Below are 20,269 nucleotides of genomic sequence, written 5' to 3'. Positions count from 1 at the left end.
TAGAAGGCGCTCGCGACGACAAAAGCGCAGGCATCTCCGCGCCTGCCGAAGCCATCAAACTCACCCATTCCACATTCATCTTCGTGGATCAAGAAGCCAACTCCATGAATTGGCGCACGCCTTCAATTCCCCGCCCGAAGATTTTCTGATGAGAACGCTTCTCAATTACAACCAGATTGCATAGAATGCATGCCGCAAACAATTTGTAATAAACATGGAATGTTCGGGTAAGAAATGCGTTGTTCACCCGGGCACCAGCACTCATGACGGGGATAAAAATGAAGTTGCGGTCCGACGAACCGAAGCTCGGCAAAATCAGCACGACCTTGTGCAGCATGTTGGCGGCAGGTCCCGCGCTCGCGCAGGGCACGGCCGGCACGGCGCCGCCTGACAAGGAAAGCCAGCTCGCGCCGATCGCCGTGCAAGGCCAAGCAGACGACGGCTTCAAGACCGACCACTCCGCGTCGGTCAAATTCACCGCGCCGCTGGTCGATACGCCGAAGTCGGTGACCGTGATTCCGCAGGAGTTGATCAAAAGCACGGGCGCCTCGACGCTGACCGAAGCGCTGCGCACGGTGCCGGGCATCACATTCGGTGCCGGCGAGGGCGGCAATCCGCTCGGCGACCGGCCGTTCATTCGCGGCTACGACGCCCAGGGCAGCACCTTCGTCGACGGCATGCGCGACATCGGCGCGACCACGCGCGAAGTGTTCAACATCGAAAGCGTGGAAGTGACCAAGGGTTCGGACGGCGCCTACGGCGGCCGCGGCGGCGCGGGCGGCAGCATCAACCTGATCACCAAGACCCCGCATCTGGGCAATGCCGCCGACGGCAGCGCGGGCCTCGGCACCGACCGCTACCGCCGCTTCACCGCCGACGGCAATTGGCAGATGGCCGATCACGCGGCCTTCCGCCTGAACGTGATGAGCCACAACAACGACGTGGCCGGCCGCGACGCGGTCAACAACGAACGCTGGGGCATCGCGCCGTCGTTCACCTATGGTCTCGGCACACCGACCCGCGTCACGGCGAGCTACTACCACCTCTCCACCGACGACCTGCCCGACAGCGGCATTCCGTACTTCTACACGACCACCAACAAGCCGGCCAACGTCGACACGATCTATCCGGCCAATGTGAACCGGCATAACTTTTACGGCCTGATCGACCGCGATTTCCGCAAGACGACGTCGGACGTCGGCACCGTGCGCATCGAGCACGACATCAACAGCAATCTGACGATCCGCAACACCACGCGTTATACGAAGTCGACTCAGGACTACATCTGGACGCAGCCGGACGACAGCCAGGGCAACGTCGTGAACGGCATGGTGTGGCGCCGCGCGAATACGCGTGCCAGCGACGTCTACAGCCTCGCGAACCAGACCGAACTGTTCGGCGAGTTCAGGACCGGCTTCCTGAAACACAGCTTCACCACCGGCCTCGAACTGTCGCGCGAAACCAGCGTGAATGATTCGTACACCGTTGCAACGGCCACCGGTGCGATCTGCAAGACCAAGGGCATCGGCGCGGCGTCGGGCTATAACTGCACGAGCCTGTGGTCGCCGAATCCGAATGACCCGTGGGCCGGCTCGGTCAAGCAAACGAACGATCCGAGCGAGCAGCGCACCACCACCAAATCGCTGTATGCGTTCGATACGATCGAACTCACCAAACGCTGGCAGGCCAACGTCGGCTTGCGTGTCGACGATTATTCGACCGATTTCCGCAACACGGTGGCCAATGGCGGCAAGCGCACCTCGCGCGACGACACGCTGTTCAACTACCAGTTCGGCCTCGTCTTCAAACCAGCTTCGAACGGCAGCGTGTATGCGTCGATCGCAACTTCGTCGACGCCGGCCGGCGCCCTCCTCGGCCAGGGCAGCGAAACGCAATCGCTGACGCCGGGCCGTGGCGGGGTCGGTGCGAACGCGGATCAGCTCGCGCCGGAAAAGAACCGTAGCGTCGAACTCGGCACCAAGTGGAATGTGCTCGACAACCATCTCTCGCTGACGGGCGCGCTGTTCCAGATCGACACGACCAACGCCCGCGTCACGCTGCCGAACAACGAATACGCGATGGTCGGCAACAAGCGCGTGCAAGGCTTCGAGTTCGGCGTGGCCGGTCAGTTGACGAACAAGTGGCAGGTGTTCGGCGGCTACACGTACATGAAGAGCCAGTTGCGCGACAACGGCAAGACCACCTCGGATAACGGCCACCAGTTCCCGAATACGCCGAAGAACAGCATCAGCCTGTGGACCAACTACGACGTGCTGCCGAAGTTCACGATCGGCGGTGGCGCGTTCTACATGTCGCAGGTGTACGGTGACACGGCGAACCTGCGTGCGGTGCCGTCGTACTGGCGCTTCGACGGCATGGCGACGTACCGGATCAACAAGAAGGTCGACCTGCAACTGAACGTGCAGAACATCTTCAACCGGACGTATTACGACCAGGCGTATCCGGCGCACTACGCGTCGATCGCAGCCGGCCGTTCCGCCTTCCTGACGCTCAACGCGCATTACTAAGCACGGCATGACGGAACAGGTAACGCTGAAGGCGCTGGCGAGCGTGTCGCATGACGAGCTCGCCGCGATTCTCTCCGGACCACCGGCCACTGCCGCCGCGTGGGTGGCGGCGGCCGCGCATAACGGCATCGTGGAAGCGCAGGCGGTGTACGGGCAATATCTGCTCGACGGCCATGGTGTGGAACGCAACGCCGAGGAAGCGTTGACCTGGTTCAAGCACGCGGCCAGGCAGGATCATCCGATGGCGATGAACATGTTGGGCCGTTGCTATGAGCACGGTTGGGGAATCGCCGCATGCGCGCCGGTGGCGGTCTACTGGTACCGCCTCGCGGCGCAGGTCGGACTCGACTGGGGCATGTACAACTATGCCTCCGCATTGGCGCTCGGCAATGGTGTGGCGTGCGATCGTGCACAGGCGCTGCAGTGGTTCAGGCGCGCTGCCGAAATGGGTCACACGAAGTCGATCAACTTTATCGGCAGCTTTTACGAGGACGGCTGGGAAGTCGATGCCAACGCAAACATCGCGCTCGACTATTACCGGCGTGCAGCGGTGGGCGGCGATTTTCGCGGCCAGTTCAACTGTGCGCGGCTACTCGCTGAACGCGGCGAGATCGATGCCGCACTTGCGTGGCTACAGCGCGTGCCAGTGACGGCAACGCCCGCGTTCGTCGAGAAAATGCAAGCGTGGCTGGCCGCTTCGCCAGTGGCCGCATTTCGTGCGCTGGCTAACGATATCGATGAACAGATCGATGCAGATATCAATGAAGAGGTGCGCGCATGATGCTGCATCTGCAAGGCGTACTCAGCAAACAACAGGTCGCGCAATGCCGCGAAATCCTCGACGCGGCACCATGGATCGACGGCAACGCGACTTCCGGCGAGCAGTCCGCGCAGGCCAAGCGCAACCAGCAATTGCCCGAAGGCTCCCCTGCCGCGCGCGCGATTGGCGATGCGATTCAGGACGCGCTCGGCCACAATCCACGCTTCTTTTCCGCCGCGTTGCCGCTGAAAGTCTTTCCGCCGCTCTTTAACCGCTATGCAGGCGGCGATGGTTTCGGCACGCACGTGGACAATGCGATCCGCCAGTTGCGCGGCACCGACTTCCGCATTCGCAGCGATCTGTCGGCTACGCTGTTTCTGGCCGAGCCGGAGTCCTACGACGGCGGCGAACTCTGCGTCGAAGACACCTACGGCGTGCATCGCGCGAAGCTGCCGGCCGGCGACATGGTGCTCTATCCCGCTTCGAGCCTGCATCACGTGAGCCCGGTGACGCGTGGCGTGCGGGTCGCCTCCTTCTTCTGGATTCAGAGCATGGTGCGCGACGACGGCGAACGCGCCATGCTGTTCCAACTCGACAACGACGTGCAACACCTCGCGGCCGAGAAAGGTTCGAACGATGCAACCGTGGTAAGTCTCACCGGCATCTATCACAATCTGCTGCGCCGCTGGGCCGACGCCTGATCTGGCGGACTCCTCGTCCTACACAAAACAGTCTTTCTTTTTGCACGCAGAAAGAAGGCACTTCCGCATATTTACTTTCCCGTTCGTTAAGCGCAACGTCCGTGGTTGACGCGCGTCGCTACGTTTCTGGTTGCGCTCGCAAGGATTCGACCCGATTCGCCATGACTCGATAGCCGGGTCGCAGCGGACCCGGTTGCGCCGCGTCCGCATATCGTTGCATCCGCAACGGCACCGAAATTGCTGATCGCAATGAGTCAGACCACGACGCTTCGGAAGCCAACGCGCGGGTATCCGCACGATGGCTATCAGTATGTCGCCAGCCTGCATTGACCTTTCAATGGAGCCAGCAGACCGTCATGTCCACGAAGAACGAACGTCCGGATTCGGACGACGCGGCCGCCGCCACGCCACCCCGACCGTCGCGCCGCCGCTTTCTGCAGTCGGCGGCCGCGGCCGCCACGGTCGGCGCGGCGCCGCATCTGCGCGCGCAAACACAAACGCCCACCCCGGCCGCGCCGCCTACAGAGGTGCGAGCACCAGTGCCGGGCCGTCCGGTCACGCTGACCATCAACGGCCGCGCTTACACGCTGCAACTCGAACCGCGCGTGACCTTGCTCGATGCGCTGCGTGAATACGCAGGCCTGATGGGCACAAAGAAAGGCTGTGACCGCGGACAGTGCGGCGCATGCACGGTGATCGCCGACGGCCGTCGCATCAATTCCTGCCTGACGCTCGCCGTGATGCATGAAGGAGAAAACATTACGACGGTGGAAGGACTCGCCAGCAACGGCGTGCTGAGTCCGTTGCAGCGAGCCTTCATCGAACACGATGCGTTCCAGTGCGGCTACTGTACGCCCGGGCAGTTGTGTTCCGCGACTGCCCTGCTGAACGAATTCCGTAACGGCACGGCCAGCACCGTAACCGCCGATGTCCGCAGCCGGCCTCCGCAACTTTCCGACGACGAGATTCGCGAACGGATGAGCGGCAATATCTGTCGCTGCGGGGCATATGTGAATATCGTCGCGGCGGTGCGCGCCGTGCATGAAGCCGGTGGGCAGAGCGTTGCGAGCGGCAGTGGCAGTGGTGGCATCGCCAGCAGTGTCATTGAAAACACCAGCGGCAGCGATCACCGCCGCAACGCCTGACGGAGCGACCAGCATGGATGCGATCTCTTACGAACGCGCCGGCGACGTCGCCGGCGCCGTGCGCGCGGCGCAGCAACCGGGTGCGGTATTCATCGGCGGTGGCACCAATCTGCTCGACCTGATGAAGGGCGGCGTGGCGCGGCCGCTGCGGCTCATTGATATCACGCACATCGGCGGACTCGATACGGTCACCACGCTGCCCAATGGCGGCATCCGTATCGGCGCCCTGGTGCGCAACAGCGATGCCGCCAATCACGCGCTGGTGCGCGAACAATATCCGCTGCTGTCGCAAGCGTTTCTGGCGGGTGCTTCAGCGCAGTTGCGCAATATGGCGACCGTCGGCGGCAATCTGATGCAGCGCACGCGCTGCGGCTACTTTTACGACACCGCCTTCACGCAGTGCAATAAGCGCATACCAGGCAGCGGTTGTGCAGCGCTCGAAGGCCACAATCGCACGCTGGCGATTCTCGGCGCGAGTCCGCAATGCATCGCCGTGAACCCCTCGGATATGAGCGTGGCGCTCGCCGCGCTCGACGCCGTCGTGCGCGTGAGCGGACCCATAAGCGGACCCGCAGGCGAGCGGACGATTCCGTTTGCTGACTTTCATCGGCTTCCCGGTGACCGGCCCGATATCGATACGACTTTGCAGGCGGGCGAGTTGATCACCGCCGTCGATTTGCCGCCACCTTTGTTCAGCGCGAACGCCCGCTATCTGAAGGTGCGTGATCGGGCCAGTTACGCATTTGCGCTAATCTCGGTGGCCGCCGCGTTGCAGATGGACGGCGACCACGTGAAAACCGCACGCATCGCGTTGGGCGGCGTCGCGCACAAACCGTGGCGTGCAAGTGCGGCCGAGCAGATGCTCAACGGCCAGCCGCTCACGCAGGCGAGGTTGCATGACGCCGCAGCCGCCGCGCTACGCGATGCGCGGCCCCTGCACGAGAATGCGTTCAAGGTGCAGCTCGCGCAACGCGCGATCGTGCGCGCAGTCAATCTGGCCGCGGGCCGCAGCGGAGGTGTCGCATGAATCTGATCGGTCAACCGCTCGACCGCATCGACGGTCTGCTGAAAGTCACCGGCGAAGCGCGCTACGCCGCCGAGTTTCCCGAGGCGCGGCTTGCGCATGCGGTGCTGGTCACCAGCACGATTGCAAGCGGCACGATTGCGTCGATCGACGCGAGCCGCGCGCAGGCGTTGCCAGGCGTGCTGCTGGTGATGACGTATCAGAACGCGCCGCGCCTGCCGAATGGCGGCAAACCGGCCTTGACGCCGCCGGCAGGCAGACGACTGTCGCTGCTGCAGGACAACCAGGTTCACTACAACAACGAGCCGGTCGCGGTGGTGGTTGCCGATACGCTCGAACATGCCACCGACGCCGCGCGCCAGTTGCGCATCACGTATCAGAGCAGCGCCGCGGTACTCGATTTCACGCAAGCGAAGCCGAACGGACATGCGCCCGACAAACCGCAAGGCCGCACAACCGACACGCAACGCGGCGACTTCGCGGACGGCATGCGCAGCGGCGCGGTCCATGTCGATGCCGTTTACACCACGCCGATCGAGCATCACAACCCGATGGAACCGCACGCCACGATGGCGCACTGGGACGGCCCACAACTCACGCTGTACGACTCGACGCAAGGCGTGAGCAATGCGGCGCAGGCGGTTGCCAAAACGTTCGGCATGCCGCCCGGCGACGTGCGCGTGATTTCGCCGTTTATCGGCGGTGGCTTCGGTTGCAAGGGCTCGTCTTGGTCGCACGTATCGTTGTGCGCGATGGCCGCGAAACAGACCGGGCGTCCCGTGCGTCTCGTGCTCGAGCGGCCGCAGATGTTCGGCTCCGTCGGCGCGCGGCCGCGTACCGAGCAGCATTTCACGCTTGCCGCACGGCACGACGGCACGCTGACGGCGATGCGCCACGACAGTACGTCGAACACGTCAATGTTCGAAGACCGGACCGAGACCTGCTGCATGGTCACGCGCATGTTGTATGCGGTGCCCAATCAGATCACGACGCACCGGATCGTGCCGATGAATCTCGGCACGCCGACCTTCATGCGCGCGCCCGGCGAGACAACCGGCTCGTTCGCGCTCGAATCGGCGATGGACGAACTCGCCGTCGCGTTGAAGATGGACCCGCTCGCGCTGCGTCTGAAGAATTACGCCGATGCCGATCCGCAGGAAAACAAGCCGTGGTCGAGCAAATCCTTGCGCGAGTGCTATCAGATCGGCGCGGAGAAATTCGGCTGGTCGCGGCGCACTGCCGCGCCACGCTCGATGCGCAACGGCAATACGCTGATCGGCATGGGCATGGCCACCGCCACCTATCCGGCCAACCGCAGCGAAGCCGCGGCCATCGCGCGGATTCTGCCGGACGGCAGCGCCATGGTTGCCTCCGGCACGCAGGATCTCGGCACTGGCACCTATACGGTGATGACCCAGGTGGCCGCCGACGCCCTCGGCTTCGCGCCGGAAAACATCCACTTCGCTCTCGGCGACTCGTCGCTGCCGAGAGCGCCGGGATCGGGCGGCTCGCAATCGGCGGCGAGCGTTTCGCCTGCCGTGCGCGAGGCCGCAAGCCAGGCGCGTAGCCAACTGATCGCCTTGGCGCTCGCCGACGAAGCCTCGCCGGTGCACGGCATCGCGCTCGACGACATCACGGTGGAAAACGGCTGGGTCATGAGCCGCTCACAACCGGCGAAGCGCGATCCAGCGGCGGCCATCATCGCGCGCTCAGGCGGCAAACCGATCGAAGCCACCGCGACGGTCAAACCCGGCGAGGAAAGGCAGAAGTACTCGCTTCACTCGTTTGGCGCCGTGTTTGCCGAAGTCCATGTCGACGCGGACCTCAGCACGATTCGCGTGGCGCGCGTGGTCGGTGTTTATGACGTGGGCCGCGTGCTGAACCAGAAAACCGCGCGCAGCCAGATGCTGGGCGGCATCGTGTGGGGCGTGGGAGCGGCGCTCCAGGAAGATACCTCGCTCGATACGCGCTATGGGCGCTTCACTAACGCAAATCTCGGCGAGTACCACGTGCCAGTGAATGCCGACATCGGTTCGCTCGACATCACGTTCATCGATCGGCCTGACCCGTATGTGAACTCGCTCGGCGTGCGCGGCATCGGCGAGATTGGCATCACCGGCGTGCCGGCGGCCATCGCGAATGCCGTGTATCACGCGACCGGCGTGCGCGTGCGCGATCTGCCGGTGACGCTCGACAAGGTAATGGGGACGATGCGCGCATAACGGCTGATGCATTGGCGCTTGCCTGCCGATGCGTTGCATCGCACAATCGGGCACGTCCCTTCTATCGGTGCCCGTCCATGGCCTACGCCTCGCTCGCTACTGGCGTGTTGCTCGCCGCCGGCTTCGGCTCCCGCTTCGACCCGGACGGGCTGCACAACAAGCTCCTCGCGCAGATGCCCGACGGCACGCCCGTCGCGCACGAAGCGGCGCACCGGCTGCTACGGGTTGTCTCTCATGTGCTGGCCGTGGTGCGGCCGGGCTCGGACGCCCTCGCGCGCCTCCTGAACGACGCCGGCTGCGACGTCGTGTTCGCCGAGAGCGCCAATCGTGGCATGGGTGCGAGTCTCGCCGCCGGCATCGAAGCCAGCGACGACGCCGAAGGCTGGATCGTCGCGCTTGCCGATATGCCGCGCATCGCCACCCCGACGATCGAAGAAGTGGCGCGTGCGCTCGACGGCGGCGCTTCGATCGTCGCGCCGTTTTATCAGGGCCAGCGCGGCCATCCGGTCGGCTTCGGCATCGAGCATCGGGACGCATTGATCGCGCTCGACGGCGACACCGGCGCACGCGCGCTGTTGACTTCGCAGCGGGTCATGCGGCTGGACGTCGACGATCCCGGGATTCTGCGCGACGTGGATACGCCGGAAGATCTGCGCAACGTTTAACCCGATGACACCTGCTGACGGCACATTCTAAGAATCAGTTGCCGAAGCCAACGATGCACCGGGTCATTCTCCAAACGCGGATGCCACATCTGGGAAACCGTAAAACCCTCAGTCGCCACAGGAAGCTCGAATGCGCAGACGCTGGCAGCTGCGCCGGGCTGAGTGTTCACAAAAGAGGCCGGCAGAAGCGCGACCAGATCGGACGCTCGTGCCACCGCTAACGCGGCCGGAAAGCTCGGCACAACCGCTATGGTCGTTCGCTCCAAACCCGCCAGGGCAATCGCAGCGTCAAGCGTATCGATTGTCTGGCGACCGTACGGCGCGACGACGTGGCCATACGCTGCGTATTGCTCGATCGTCACGTCCTGTTTCAGGTCCAGGGGATGCCCCTTTTTTACAACGCCTACGTAGCGGTCTCTGAACAATGCCTGGACGCGAATTTCAGGTCCCATTTCCTCCAGCACACCAATCTCGAGATCGGCGGAGCCGTTGCGCAGATATTCCGCGTTCTTTTCCGGCTTGGACGAAAAGTGCAAACGCACAAACGGCGCCAATGCAGTCACTTCTGCAATCAATGGCGCACCGAAGGCTTCCACGAAAGCTTCGTTCACACGAATCGTGAGGGTTCTGCGCAAGGTTGAAAAATCCAGCGCTGCGGGCGACGGGCGCAGTAAGGAACGTGCCTCTTGAACGATATTTTGTGTTCGCTCGCGAATCCCCTCGGCATACGGCGTCAGCACCATCTGACGCCCGGCCCGGACCAGTAGTGGATCGCCGGTCGCGGCACGCAGGCGAGTCAGCGTGCGGCTCATTGCCGACGCACTCAAATGCAACGACCGGGCCGCGCGTGTCACGTTTTTCTCGGCGAGCAACGCATCGAGCGCGAAAAGGAGATTCAGGTCCGGTTCAGGCATTTTTTATCGTAGTCAGCGGAGGTGAGGTAAGGCGTCTGATGCAGATATTAGTTGCATTCAGCGCGGCTTCCGCCATTCCCTGCGCATCGCTATATTGGTTCGAACGATTTACCTACGAGGATCGCTCTCGTTACGTTCAGATTCGAGAGTGGCTTCGTTTACCGGGAGTGCCAATGCAAAACACACATTCACAGAAAACTGTCCTTCTGATCGGCGCCTCGCGCGGCCTTGGATTTGCGATGGTCGAGGAGTATTTGAAGCGCGGCTATCAGGTCATCGCCACCGGGCGAACCGGTTCGACCGACAAGCTTCGGCAGGTCGCGAAAGCCGCCGCTGGCGCGCTCGAAGTGGAAACTGTCGATATCACGATTCCCGAGCAGATCGCAGCGCTACGCGCCCGCCTTGCAGATCGGCGTATCGATGTGCTCTTTGTGAACGCAGGCGTCGTCAACGAAGATGGTGAAACGATCGCGGACGTCTCGACCGAGGAATTTGTGCGGGTGATGGTAACGAACTCGCTGAGTCCGATGAGAGTTATCGACGCGTTTCAGGACCTTGTCCCGCCGACTGGAACGATCGGTGTCATGTCGTCGGGGCAAGGCAGCCTCACGAATGCCACCAACGCGAATTTCGAAGTCTACCGAGGGAGCAAGGCCGCACTGAATATGTTCATGCGGACTTTCGCGGCGCGCAGCGCCGAATCTCCGCGCAGCCTCCTGCTGATGGCGCCTGGATGGGTCCAGACAGACATGGGCGGTCCTACGGCGCGCTTGACCATCGGGGAAAGCATTCCGAACCTGGTCAATACGATCGAGGCTTATGAAGGGCGCGCCGGTTTGCACTACCTTGATTACCTCGGAAGGGTCGTTCCTTGGTGACGGGCCTGCGGACGTGTCTCTGCCCCAGTTGCAATGACGTGCGCCCGTTGTTGCACCGGCTTGATCCGGCTGACTTGATCCAGACCGGCGTTTTATCGCATACTGTATATCCATACAGTATTTCGGCCGCATAGGTACACGCGTCTCGATGCGCGCATCCACGGCGCGTCAGCATGAAACGCATTTCGATCGAACCGTCTTTCGCCATCTGGCGGCGCGCCGCGCGGGTGCTGCTGCAGCAAGGTGTCGAGCCCTCGCAGATCGAGTGGCTTGAGTCTGAAGGGTCTGAAGGTGAAGCCGGGGCGCCGGGTCTGCCGGCTACTGAATCCGCACTCGCCACGGCGAGCGCCTCCGAGACAGGAGTCGCCCCTGCCCCTGCCCCTGCCCCCGTCCTCGCCACGCCCGCGATTCCCCGCGAACTGCTCTCCTGGCTGAAAACGGCCGCGTGCTTCCGTGCGCCGGACCGCTGGGCTCTGCTGTATCGCGTCCTATGGCGCTGGACGCGCGGCGAGCGCAACGTCCTCGATCTCGATGACCCCGACGGCGCGCTGCTGGATCGACGCATCCGCACTATCGAGCGGGAAACCGAGGATCTGCTGACACTCACCTTGTTCAGACGGCGAGATCCGTCGATGGAGCCGCCCGAATTCGTCGGCTGGTACGAGCCGCATCACGACTTGCTGGAGCACGCCGCCGAGCGGTTCGCCAAGCGCACGGGCAATTCCACGTGGATGTTCGCCACGCCGCACGGCGCGGTGTTCTGGAACGGCATGCTGCTGCGCACCGACCGGCCGATGATGGCGGAACGCGAGCAAGCCGAGCCGGTATTGGAGGCCAACGCCATGACCGGCGAGGCCATCACCAGCACCCCCACGGAAGCGCTCTGGCTCGCGTACTACTGCAATGCCTTCAATGCCCAGCCCTCACCGGTGCCGCTGCGCTACTGGAGAAGGCCGCCCGCGGGTCCACCGCTGCCCGCACACCTCGCGCGCGAACGCAGCCGTCTCGGCGCGCAAAGCGCGGCCGTCACCGTTCCGCCCATGCCGCCAATCGAGTATTCGGCCGTGACGCCCCCTTTGCGGGAGCCCACTGGCCCGCTCGCCACCTGCCGGCGCTGCGCGTTATGGCGCAACGCGAAACAGGCGGTTGCGGGCGCCGGGCCCGCGCCTGCCGCGATCATGGTGATCGGCGAGCAGCCGGGCGAGCACGAGAACCAGCACGGCGAGCCCTTCACCGGGCCGGCCGGCCAACTGCTGGACACCGTGCTGGCGCGCGCCGGACTGGAGCGCGAGGCGCTGTATCTGACGTATGCCGTCAAGCATTACAAATGGGAAACGCTCGACCAGCAGCGCGTCCATCGCACGCCCGTGTGGCGCGAACTCGAGGCTTGCCAGTACTGGCTGGAAAAAGAACTGGCGCAGGTCGCGCCACGCGTGGTCGTCACGCTGGGCGCGACGGCGTTGCAAACGCTGACCGGCCCGCACGTCAATCTGTCCGAATACCTCGGGCAAACCATCGCTCACAACGGCCGCCTGATCGTGCCGACCTGGCACCCGTCGTATGCACTAGGAATGACCGACGCCACGTTGCGCGACGACGTCGTGGCGACCATCGCGGCGGCGTTCAGCCGCGCGGCGGCGCTGGCGGGAGATGGTGCCGCGTAGTTTTCGCGCTCGAGGCGCGGCGCCCCTTTGCTCAGAGCAACGACGCCGCCACCGTCATTTGCCCATTCTCGAACGCAGGTTGAAAGGCATCGAGGTCGTCGTCGGTCATGCCAACCGGTGCCGATCTCGCGACACGCTTCCAATCTCTGACTGCCTTGTAGACCTCACCGAGGACACGCTTAGCCTCGCCCGCATCGAGCCTGAAGTAACCGGCTTCATTCACCACGGCCTCAATCGAGTCGACTGGGCCATAGTCCTCATTCAGCCATAGTTTCAATTCGGGATCCTTATCCGGGAACGGGTTGACGTCGAACGCCGGCGCGAGCCGCCATTGCCCATGCTCAACATGCAGGAAACCATGATTTTGCACATGGTCGTCCACGTTGGTGATAAGCAGATTGAACACAAGTCGCCGCCACAACTCCTCAAGGTCGCGCTTCGGGTCGGCGCAACGCGCGATGATGCAATCAGCTATCTGAGTGTAGGCGTGCTCGTCTTGCCGTGAGGCCTGAAGCATGGAGCCGGCTGAGAGGTACGGAATCCGGCCTCCGTGCGCGACACGGTCAAACCGGCGCACCAGTGCCACGGGGACGTCTTCCGACATGACGATACGCGACTCCGCGACCGTGATACCCGCGACCGCGGCCAGATGAAGAGCGAGGACCTCGCCGCGTGTCACGCTGCGGTCGTCCTTGATGCTCGGAAACTTGCCGATGGCCAAATGCCCATCTTCATCAAAGACAGTGCACTTGGGCCGCATGCCACCGAGAGATGTGCCGCGACCTTGCAGGTACTTCAGGTCCGCCTCCGTTTCCTTGTTCATCTCGACCGCGCGCGTGGCGCCAATCAAGTGCGCCAGTTCGAGCAGCGGCGGCGTGCCGCGGCCTCCATCTTCGGTGGCGCGCAGATAGTTACCCGCCTCGTCCATAAGTCGCAGTGCACCGATGCGGCTCATGTCGTCGACGCCCAGTAGGTAGTCCATCTCCGTAAGCCCGGCGCGCAGAGTCTCTTCGCCCCTCCCCTGTGCCGACTTGCGACGCCTGGCGTGGTCGCGCGCGATGACCCGGCATCCCCATCCATCGGGCTCGGTGTCCGCAAATGCAAAATGGAAAATCGAGTCGTCCCTGGATGACTGCTTGCGAAACTGATGACCATCCACCAACCGCAGGTCAGGCGAAATCTCGAAACGGTCGGCCGATGTCAGCCAGGCATCATGGTAGGCGAACGTTGAACTTTCCCGCGCACCGTCCTTATTGAAAGTCAGTCTGCCAACCGGAAGCGCGGCCTGACCGAGTGCGACCTTGACGCTCTGTTGCAAAACTGACCGCTTCATAGCGCCCCCGATTCGGGCGTGACGCGCTTTTTGCGAACACGCTGCGGCAATTGCTGGTTCATAAGAGTCAGTCCGATGCCGTCGGCTGCCGTATCGAGCAGTCCGTTGATTTTGTCCAGCTCGCCGAGCACCAGAAATGCTTGCGCAATGGTGCCGATCGAGATGCGTTCGTCCCCATGCTCCATGCGGCGCAACGTGGCCACCGACGTCTGGATGCGTTCAGCCAGCGACGCCTGGGTCAGCCTTCGGCGGCGCCGCGCCAGCGCGAGGTCGGCACCCAACTTTTTCAGCGCGCGCGAAACTGGCGCAGGAATTGAGTCCCGTGATTTTTTAACGCTCACAGATGAGCGTTTATCTTCTTTTATAGTGTCCATGTGAGCGATACTACTGATTCAGACGATGCCCTCATTATCGGCGCGCGCAAGCTTTCCGGTCAAGAGGAGAGCCATTTAATCACTCACTGATGAGCGATTAGTCAGTTTTATCGCTCATTTGTAAGTGATAAATGTCAATCCAAGCATTCTGCTCGTGCCCAGACACTTGGACAAATACTCGGTTGAGTAAGCAGCTTAACCCGCGGGAAACAAAACCATAGTTAACTACTCATTCACGAGCTGTTAAGTCCCATAACCAATCACTAATGAGCGGTAGTGAGCAGACGTATGCTGTACCTGCGCCCGTCGGGCCCTCGGCAGGGGGTGAGTAAGTTCGGGAACCGCAGAATGCTGAACGGTGAGCTTCTACGGGATGCCGCTACAGCGTCGAGGCCGGCTAGGCATGCGGCTTGCGGCGGCCACACCGGTTACACAAGTCGCGACAATTCCGCCTAAGCTGATGTGACGCCGCCAATCCAGCAAGTTTGTCGCGCGCAATATCGAAGCTTCGAATGCGGCCCCGCGCGTTTCGAAACTACCCCATGTCCCATGAGCGAAACCAGCCCACGCCTTTTCATCGTCTCGCCCCATTTCGACGACGCCGTCTTCAGTTGCGGCGCACTACTCGCCGCCCATCCTGACGCCGCGGTCTGCACGGTGTTTGCCGCGCCGCCCGAGCACGAAATGCATACCGAATGGGATCAAAAATCGGGTTTCGCGAACGCCCATCAGGCCACCCACGCCCGCACGCTCGAAGACAACGTCGCCCTGGAAGTGCTCGACGCGATTCCACTGCGCATGCCGTTTCGCGGCAGCCAATATCTGGACTCGCCGTCGATCAGCAAACTGGCCGCCGTGCTTGAAGAAACCATCTACCGTACGACCGCGAACACGCTGCTCATGCCGCTCGGCCTGCATCATGACGATCATGTGCTGGTATTCGAAGCCTGCTGCGAAATCCTGCCGCGCCTGTCGCACCTCACGTGGTTTGCCTATGAGGACGCAATTCACCGCCGCACGCCCGGCGTCGTGCAGGCGCGGCTCGCCGACCTCGCGCAACGCGGCGTCGTCGCGACGCCGGCCTATCCGAGCGTCGGCCACACGATCGATCTCCCGCGCCGCACACAGCTCAAACGCGAAGCGGTGAACGCTTACGCAAGCCAGCTGCGCGCCTTTGGCGCGGGCAATTACGATGACGTTTTCGACACCGAACGCTACTGGCAATTGAGCGTGGGGCGCCGCAGGAAAAAGTAAGGGGTGCGCGGCCTGCTGGATCGCCTACGCTAGAAGGAAACGGCTGGCGTGTGGGTGAACTCGACCGACAGCGGCCGGACCGCCCGCTTTCCGTTCGCCTCTCAACTCAAAGGTGATGCAATGAGCTACGACATGCATACCAGCCCGATTCCCGACCCGAACGCCGATCCGAACCGGGACCCGGAAGCCGATCCGCTCGTGCCGCCGTCGCCGGGTCATCACACCGAAGAGCCGCAGCGGCCCGATGGACCGCCGGACAAAGACCCGGTGTGACGGCAGCGTGCGCTTGTTACCGGATCGCTACCGGACCACGAAAGCAAGCGCGACTGATCGCGAGCTTTAGCGCGTCAGCTCGCTAAAACCCTGCAGCAGGCGGTCGATGTCGGCGGCGTGGATGTTGCCCATCGTCGAGATGCGGAACAGCTCGGCCGACAAGCCGCCTTGACCGGCATAGATGACAAAGCCGCGCGCCTTCAGCGCGTCGTGCAGTTGCGGATACGCGACGCCGTCCGGCAGACGATACGCGCGCAGCACCACCGACGATTGCTCCGGCGGCAACACGCTGCCGATGCCCCGTTCGGCCAGGCCCGCGCGAGCCTGCTCGGCGAGCGCCGCGTAACGCGCGTGGCGCGCCTGCCAGCCGCCTTCGTCGGCGAGTTCGCGCAGCGCTTCGACCAGCGCGTAATACGCATGGACCGACGGCGTGAACGGCGTATTGCGCTGATCCTGCAAACGCGCGAGACGCCCAAGGTCCAGGTAATACGTGCGGCTCGCCGCCTGCGCGAGCGCTGCGCGCCGCACCAGCACGAAGGATGCGCCCGGCACGCCGTGCAGACACTTATTCGCGGTAGCCGCGACGGCGTCGAGACTCGTGTCGGCGAAATCGATCGCTTCAGCGCCGAAGCTGCTCACGCCATCCACCAGCAGACGCAGACCGCGCTCACGGCACAGCGCGCCGAGCGCTTGCAGATCGTTCAGACGGCCAGTCGTCGTTTCGTGATGAATCACGGCGACGTGCGTGAACGCTTTGTCCGCGTCGAGGCGTTCGGCGATCTTCGCGCGATCCGGCGCCTGCATCCAGTCGTGTTTCAGCGACTCATGCGCGATGCCGTATTGCGTGGCGATCTGCGAAATACGCTCACCGTATACGCCGTTTTCCACGACAAGCAGCTTGCCGTTTTGCGGCACCAACGCGGCGGTCATGCTTTCAACAGCAGCCGTGCCGGAACCGGTCATCAGCACCGCTTGCCATTCGCCTGCGTCGAGACCGTACAGATCGACCAGGCGCGTGCGCGCCTCTTCCTGCAAGTCGAAAAACTCGCTTTCGCGGTGGCACAGATCGGTTTGCAACAGGCTGTTGCGGACGCGTTCGGTGAGCGTCACCGGGCCGGGATTGAGCAGCAGCATCGAGCGCACTCCTTAAGCGGCGCCGATGTGGCGCATCAGGCGCGTCTTCACATCGGGCGGGGTGATAGTGGGACGCGGCAGGCCATCGGGCGTGCCGCGGCGAATCGCCAGTCGGGCGAAGCGCGGACCATGGGGCGACGGCGCTGTTTCGAACAGTTCGTCGATCACGTTGACGTCGTCGCTTTCGACCGCCGACGCGTAACCGCAAGCCGCGGCCACACCTGCAAACGAGACTTGCGACGATACCGTCGCCTGGCCACCGGTCGAGTCGTGCGCGGCGTTATCGAGCAGCACGTGCGTGAGATTCGACGGCCCGTACGCGCCGAGCGTCGCGAATGCGCCCATGCGCATCAACGCAGCGCCGTCGCCGTCGAGCGCGACCACGTGCAGGTCGGGGCGCGCGAGTGCGAGACCCAACGCGAACGGCGTCACGCAACCCATCGAGCCGACCATGTACAACTGATTGGGACGGTCGTCGATGGCATAGAGTTCACGGCCGCAAAAGCCGGTCGACGCGAGCACCACCGTCGATTCAAGCGGCGTGTGCGCGATGACTTTCTGCAGCGCATCGTGACGCGAAGCCAATTCATTCCCCGCGACGTTTTTGAATTGCGAATGCGGCGCGACCGGCACGCGGCGAGCGCCGCCGGCGCCCTCTTTCAACTCGTACGGCGCCACGCTGCCCTTCTGCATCACGAGCGCGTACGGCCGGCCGGTTTCATCCATATGAGCAATCGCACGATCCAGCGCCGGACCGATCGCGTCGGCTTCGGTCGGGAAGGTCTCCCACGGAATCTCCATCGTATCGAGCATCGCGGGCGTGACCGGGCCCATCAGCGCGTGCTGCGGTTCGTCCGCGACGCCGGGTTGCCCGCGCCACGTCACGATCAGCAACTGCGGCAGACGGAAGGTCCACGTGAGCGAGGTCAACGGGCTCACGGCATTGCCGAGGCCGGAGTTCTGCATCATCGTGATGCCACGCCGGCCGTTCTGCGCGCCGAGCGTGACACCGGCGATCAATGCAACCGCATCGCCTTCATTGGCTGCCGAGACGTAGTGCAGCGATTCGTCCTGCAACACGTAGTTGATGAACGGCGTCAGATACGAGCACGGTACACCTGCATACCAGTCGAAGCCGCGCTCACGCGCCGCCTCGACGAACTGTGCCGCCTCGATCATTGCGCGGCTCCGCTGGCTGCGTCGGTCCGGTTGCCGGCTGCTGCCGCGAACGGCGCTTGTGCATGCGCGAAATCGCCGGCACGACGGAAGTCTTCCAGATCGTTCACACCGCGCCAGTGGCCATGCACGTATTGAACTTCGATCGACTCACCCGCTTCGATCAGCGCGTTCAGCAGCGCGGGCATATCGAGCGAATCGAAGTCCGGGTGCGCCTGCAGTTTGCCGAGTACCGCTTGCAAACGCTCACGCCCTTCGCCGCGCACATTCAGCAGACCGACCCAGCGGCCATGCGGCGTTTGCGAAGCGATGGCGGACGTTGCCTCCTGCCCGCTCGACACATGACGCAGCGTGACCTTGTTGCCGAACAGCCCGCGATCGTCGGCTGCCGAGCACCATGCGAAGTCGCGCACGCTGGCGTTTTCTGCATCGGTCAGCGACGAATCGACCACCACGCTGAACGCGGCTTCGCTCTCGACCAGGTCGCGCAGAATGTAGCTGCGGAACAGCAGATCGCCGTAGGAGATAACCGTATCGCCGGCGAGCTTGTCGACGGCGCAAGCGAGCGACGCCAGTTCGCCGGTTTGCGCGTGACGTTCGTTGACGACCAGCTTGATGCCGGCCGTATCGATCGCATCGGCGCGATAGCCGCCGACCACGGTGATGTCATTGACGCTCTGTTTCTTGAACGCATCGATGAGCCAGCGCAACAGCGGCTTGCCCGCGATCGGCAGCATGACTTTCGGACGATCTTCGGTGACGGCTTCGAGCCCCTTGCCGCGGCTTGCCGCGAGCACGATGGCGGAGCCCGCCGAGCGTCCGCTCGACAGATAGCGGTCTTCGGCTTCCGAGTATTCGTCCGCGTCTTGCAGGCGGAAGATTTCATTGACAGCGGCGATGCTGTCTTCGACGTTGACGAGCGTTTCGCTCGAATGAATTTCCTTGGCGACGGCCTGCATGGCCGAGGTCGCTGCACGGATCAGATGATTGGCCCAGATCACCGTGCTGATGCCGGCTTCGCGGAACACTTCGGTGGGGGTGCTGTAGTACTTGGTCGGCACGATGACGAGCGGCCCGCGGCCGGCCCATTCACGCGCGAACTCGAGGATTTCATCGGGACGCGAGAGCTTGCTGTGAATCAGGATCGCGTCGGCGCCGGCTTGCCGATAGGCTTCCGCGCGACGCAGTGCTTCGTCCATCCCCCAGCCGGCGATCAGTGCTTCGACGCGCGCGACGATCGAGAAATTTTCATCCGACTGCGAGTCTTTACCGGCTTTGATCTTGCCGCAGAACTCGTCCATATCGGCGAGCGGCTGCGCTTCGCCGTTGATGAAGCTATTCGTTTTCGGGAATTGCTTGTCTTCGATGCAGACGCCGGCGATGCCGCGTTGTTCGAGCTTGCGCACGAGGCGTCGCACGTTGTTGAAGTTGCCGTAGCCGGTGTCGCCATCGAGGAGGATGGGCAGATCGCTGGCGTCGGCCATGAATTCGAGGTTGTCGACGACTTGCGTCCAGCTCGCTTCGTTGTTGTCGCGCACGCCGAATTGGGCGGAGATCGCGAGACCCGAACCCCAGATCGCCTTGAAGCCGGCTTCGCGGACGATACGGGCGGAGAGACCGTTATGGGCCTCCATCATGAATTCGAGTTCGTTGCTGACGAGCATCTGGCGCAGGCGTGCGCTGCGGGAAGCGGAGACGAAAGCAGGTTCGCGGGCGTTCATTTTCTTTACTCCTTGTGGCGGGCTTATTGATGCTCTTTTGTTGCCCGGCTGGTGCTGGAAAATGGCGACTATAGCTGAAATCGTTTTTATCCGGTGTTGAGGTGGCATTAGGTTTTTTTGATGTTGCTGTTAAGTGGGGAAATGTGTTGTTTTTTGCATTTCATGCGGTGGGGTTTAGGTTTGGATTTTTTTGGCGTTATGTGGGGAAATGTGAGTAGGCCCTGCGGGGCATGGGTTTGGGGTCGTTTTTTCGCTTTTCTTATTTGATTTTGGTGTTGTTGTATTTTCTTTGTTTATTCCGGCTTTTCATTAATTTTGATATTGGCGCGCTTATTGTCAGTATTCTTATGGCTTTGGCCTTTCCTTGTTCTGGCTTTGGTGCCTTTCCTTGAATTGTTAGTGGTCTATTAGCGTTGCCCCTGTGCGGGGCGGCACCTACTTCTCTTTGCCGGCTGCAAAGAGAAGTAGGCAAGAGAAAGCAGCTCAAACCGCTAATGCTAAGT

17 protein-coding genes and 1 pseudogene are annotated in these 20,269 nt (G+C 62.8%); 11 read left to right on the top strand and 7 right to left on the bottom strand.

Features of this window, described 5'->3' with window-relative positions; all coding sequences use genetic code 11:
- Positions 1-278 precede the first annotated feature (278 nt).
- From KHO33_RS30365 to KHO33_RS30335, 7 genes are all read left to right on the top strand, one after another.
- The gene (locus KHO33_RS30365; RefSeq protein WP_200566600.1) at positions 279-2,528 is read left to right on the top strand and encodes a TonB-dependent receptor; all 2,250 of its coding nucleotides are present in this window, start codon (positions 279-281) and stop codon (positions 2,526-2,528) included.
- 7 nt (positions 2,529-2,535) lie between these two features.
- Positions 2,536-3,309, top strand: coding sequence for a tetratricopeptide repeat protein (locus tag KHO33_RS30360; protein WP_200566601.1), 774 nt, complete (start codon positions 2,536-2,538; stop codon positions 3,307-3,309).
- Complete coding sequence (locus KHO33_RS30355) at positions 3,306-3,989, top strand: Fe2+-dependent dioxygenase (RefSeq protein ID WP_200566602.1); 684 nt, start codon at positions 3,306-3,308, stop codon at positions 3,987-3,989. Before KHO33_RS30360 ends, KHO33_RS30355 begins: the two co-directional genes overlap by 4 nt.
- Before the next feature lie 356 nt (positions 3,990-4,345).
- On the top strand, positions 4,346-5,134 hold the full coding sequence (locus tag KHO33_RS30350) for a (2Fe-2S)-binding protein (protein ID WP_200566603.1): 789 nt from the start codon (positions 4,346-4,348) through the stop codon (positions 5,132-5,134).
- 13 nt (positions 5,135-5,147) lie between these two features.
- Positions 5,148-6,161 (top strand): FAD binding domain-containing protein, encoded by a 1,014-nt coding sequence (locus KHO33_RS30345; protein WP_200566604.1) that lies wholly within the window; start codon positions 5,148-5,150, stop codon positions 6,159-6,161.
- Positions 6,158-8,380 (top strand): xanthine dehydrogenase family protein molybdopterin-binding subunit, encoded by a 2,223-nt coding sequence (locus KHO33_RS30340; protein WP_200566605.1) that lies wholly within the window; start codon positions 6,158-6,160, stop codon positions 8,378-8,380. Before KHO33_RS30345 ends, KHO33_RS30340 begins: the two co-directional genes overlap by 4 nt.
- 77 nt (positions 8,381-8,457) lie before the next feature.
- Positions 8,458-9,045 (top strand): nucleotidyltransferase family protein, encoded by a 588-nt coding sequence (locus KHO33_RS30335; RefSeq protein ID WP_054038876.1) that lies wholly within the window; start codon positions 8,458-8,460, stop codon positions 9,043-9,045.
- Here KHO33_RS30335 and KHO33_RS30330 read toward each other — a convergent pair.
- A complete protein-coding gene (locus KHO33_RS30330) occupies positions 9,042-9,959 on the bottom strand; it encodes a LysR family transcriptional regulator (RefSeq protein ID WP_200566606.1) in 918 nt (305 codons plus the stop codon). The genes KHO33_RS30335 and KHO33_RS30330 overlap by 4 nt on opposite strands.
- 173 nt (positions 9,960-10,132) lie before the next feature.
- Here KHO33_RS30330 and KHO33_RS30325 point away from each other — a divergent pair, with 173 nt between their 5' ends.
- The gene (locus tag KHO33_RS30325; RefSeq protein WP_200566616.1) at positions 10,133-10,837 is read left to right on the top strand and encodes an SDR family NAD(P)-dependent oxidoreductase; all 705 of its coding nucleotides are present in this window, start codon (positions 10,133-10,135) and stop codon (positions 10,835-10,837) included.
- A 173-nt stretch (positions 10,838-11,010) separates the two neighbouring features.
- The gene (locus KHO33_RS30320; protein WP_200566607.1) at positions 11,011-12,501 is read left to right on the top strand and encodes a UdgX family uracil-DNA binding protein; all 1,491 of its coding nucleotides are present in this window, start codon (positions 11,011-11,013) and stop codon (positions 12,499-12,501) included.
- 31 nt (positions 12,502-12,532) lie between these two features.
- On the opposite strand, the gene KHO33_RS30315 is transcribed toward KHO33_RS30320, so the two are convergent.
- Together KHO33_RS30315 and KHO33_RS30310 are read right to left on the bottom strand one after the other, a co-directional pair.
- Complete coding sequence (locus tag KHO33_RS30315) at positions 12,533-13,834, bottom strand: type II toxin-antitoxin system HipA family toxin (RefSeq protein ID WP_200566608.1); 1,302 nt, start codon at positions 13,832-13,834, stop codon at positions 12,533-12,535.
- Entirely contained in the window at positions 13,831-14,115 is a 285-nt protein-coding gene (locus KHO33_RS30310) for a helix-turn-helix domain-containing protein (RefSeq protein WP_234475261.1), read from the bottom strand. Before KHO33_RS30310 ends, KHO33_RS30315 begins: the two co-directional genes overlap by 4 nt.
- A 642-nt stretch (positions 14,116-14,757) precedes the next feature.
- On the opposite strand from KHO33_RS30310, the gene KHO33_RS30305 reads away from it, so the two are divergent.
- Positions 14,758-15,462, top strand: a complete 705-nt coding sequence (locus KHO33_RS30305) for a PIG-L family deacetylase (RefSeq protein WP_054038880.1) — start codon at positions 14,758-14,760, stop codon at positions 15,460-15,462.
- A gap of 120 nt (positions 15,463-15,582) precedes the next feature.
- On the top strand, positions 15,583-15,735 hold the full coding sequence (locus KHO33_RS30300) for a hypothetical protein (RefSeq protein ID WP_165614491.1): 153 nt from the start codon (positions 15,583-15,585) through the stop codon (positions 15,733-15,735).
- Between the two features lie 66 nt (positions 15,736-15,801).
- Here KHO33_RS30300 and KHO33_RS30295 read toward each other — a convergent pair whose 3' ends face one another.
- The 4 genes and pseudogenes from KHO33_RS30295 to KHO33_RS30280 form a co-directional block, all read right to left on the bottom strand.
- The gene (locus KHO33_RS30295) at positions 15,802-16,869 is read right to left on the bottom strand and encodes a 2-aminoethylphosphonate aminotransferase (protein WP_200566610.1); all 1,068 of its coding nucleotides are present in this window, start codon (positions 16,867-16,869) and stop codon (positions 15,802-15,804) included.
- 12 nt (positions 16,870-16,881) lie between these two features.
- Entirely contained in the window at positions 16,882-18,048 is a 1,167-nt protein-coding gene (gene aepY, locus KHO33_RS30290) for a phosphonopyruvate decarboxylase (protein ID WP_200566611.1), read from the bottom strand.
- A complete protein-coding gene (aepX, locus tag KHO33_RS30285; protein ID WP_200566612.1) occupies positions 18,045-19,766 on the bottom strand; it encodes a phosphoenolpyruvate mutase in 1,722 nt (573 codons plus the stop codon). The genes aepY and aepX overlap by 4 nt, the downstream gene beginning before the upstream one ends.
- 259 nt (positions 19,767-20,025) lie before the next feature.
- Positions 20,026-20,269 (bottom strand): annotated as a pseudogene (locus tag KHO33_RS30280) (hypothetical protein); the annotation flags it as partial.

This window comes from Paraburkholderia nemoris, from assembly GCF_905221015.1.
GTDB lineage: Bacteria > Pseudomonadota > Gammaproteobacteria > Burkholderiales > Burkholderiaceae > Paraburkholderia > Paraburkholderia nemoris.
This window is presented reverse-complemented; position numbering and strand designations above follow the sequence as displayed.

Bases quoted from the DNA above. Each gene is read 5' to 3' on its own strand.
- KHO33_RS30365 (WP_200566600.1), top strand. From the start codon at position 279: ATGAAGTTGCGGTCCGACGAACCGAAGCTCGGCAAAATCAGCACGACC.
- KHO33_RS30360 (WP_200566601.1), top strand. From the start codon at position 2,536: ATGACGGAACAGGTAACGCTGAAGGCGCTGGCGAGCGTGTCGCATGAC.
- KHO33_RS30355 (WP_200566602.1), top strand. From the start codon at position 3,306: ATGATGCTGCATCTGCAAGGCGTACTCAGCAAACAACAGGTCGCGCAA.
- KHO33_RS30350 (WP_200566603.1), top strand. From the start codon at position 4,346: ATGTCCACGAAGAACGAACGTCCGGATTCGGACGACGCGGCCGCCGCC.
- KHO33_RS30345 (WP_200566604.1), top strand. From the start codon at position 5,148: ATGGATGCGATCTCTTACGAACGCGCCGGCGACGTCGCCGGCGCCGTG.
- KHO33_RS30340 (WP_200566605.1), top strand. From the start codon at position 6,158: ATGAATCTGATCGGTCAACCGCTCGACCGCATCGACGGTCTGCTGAAA.
- KHO33_RS30335 (WP_054038876.1), top strand. From the start codon at position 8,458: ATGGCCTACGCCTCGCTCGCTACTGGCGTGTTGCTCGCCGCCGGCTTC.
- KHO33_RS30330 (WP_200566606.1), bottom strand. From the start codon at position 9,959: ATGCCTGAACCGGACCTGAATCTCCTTTTCGCGCTCGATGCGTTGCTC.
- KHO33_RS30325 (WP_200566616.1), top strand. From the start codon at position 10,133: ATGCAAAACACACATTCACAGAAAACTGTCCTTCTGATCGGCGCCTCG.
- KHO33_RS30320 (WP_200566607.1), top strand. From the start codon at position 11,011: ATGAAACGCATTTCGATCGAACCGTCTTTCGCCATCTGGCGGCGCGCC.
- KHO33_RS30315 (WP_200566608.1), bottom strand. From the start codon at position 13,834: ATGAAGCGGTCAGTTTTGCAACAGAGCGTCAAGGTCGCACTCGGTCAG.
- KHO33_RS30305 (WP_054038880.1), top strand. From the start codon at position 14,758: ATGAGCGAAACCAGCCCACGCCTTTTCATCGTCTCGCCCCATTTCGAC.
- KHO33_RS30300 (WP_165614491.1), top strand. From the start codon at position 15,583: ATGAGCTACGACATGCATACCAGCCCGATTCCCGACCCGAACGCCGAT.
- KHO33_RS30295 (WP_200566610.1), bottom strand. From the start codon at position 16,869: ATGCTGCTGCTCAATCCCGGCCCGGTGACGCTCACCGAACGCGTCCGC.
- aepY (WP_200566611.1), bottom strand. From the start codon at position 18,048: ATGATCGAGGCGGCACAGTTCGTCGAGGCGGCGCGTGAGCGCGGCTTC.
- aepX (WP_200566612.1), bottom strand. From the start codon at position 19,766: ATGAACGCCCGCGAACCTGCTTTCGTCTCCGCTTCCCGCAGCGCACGC.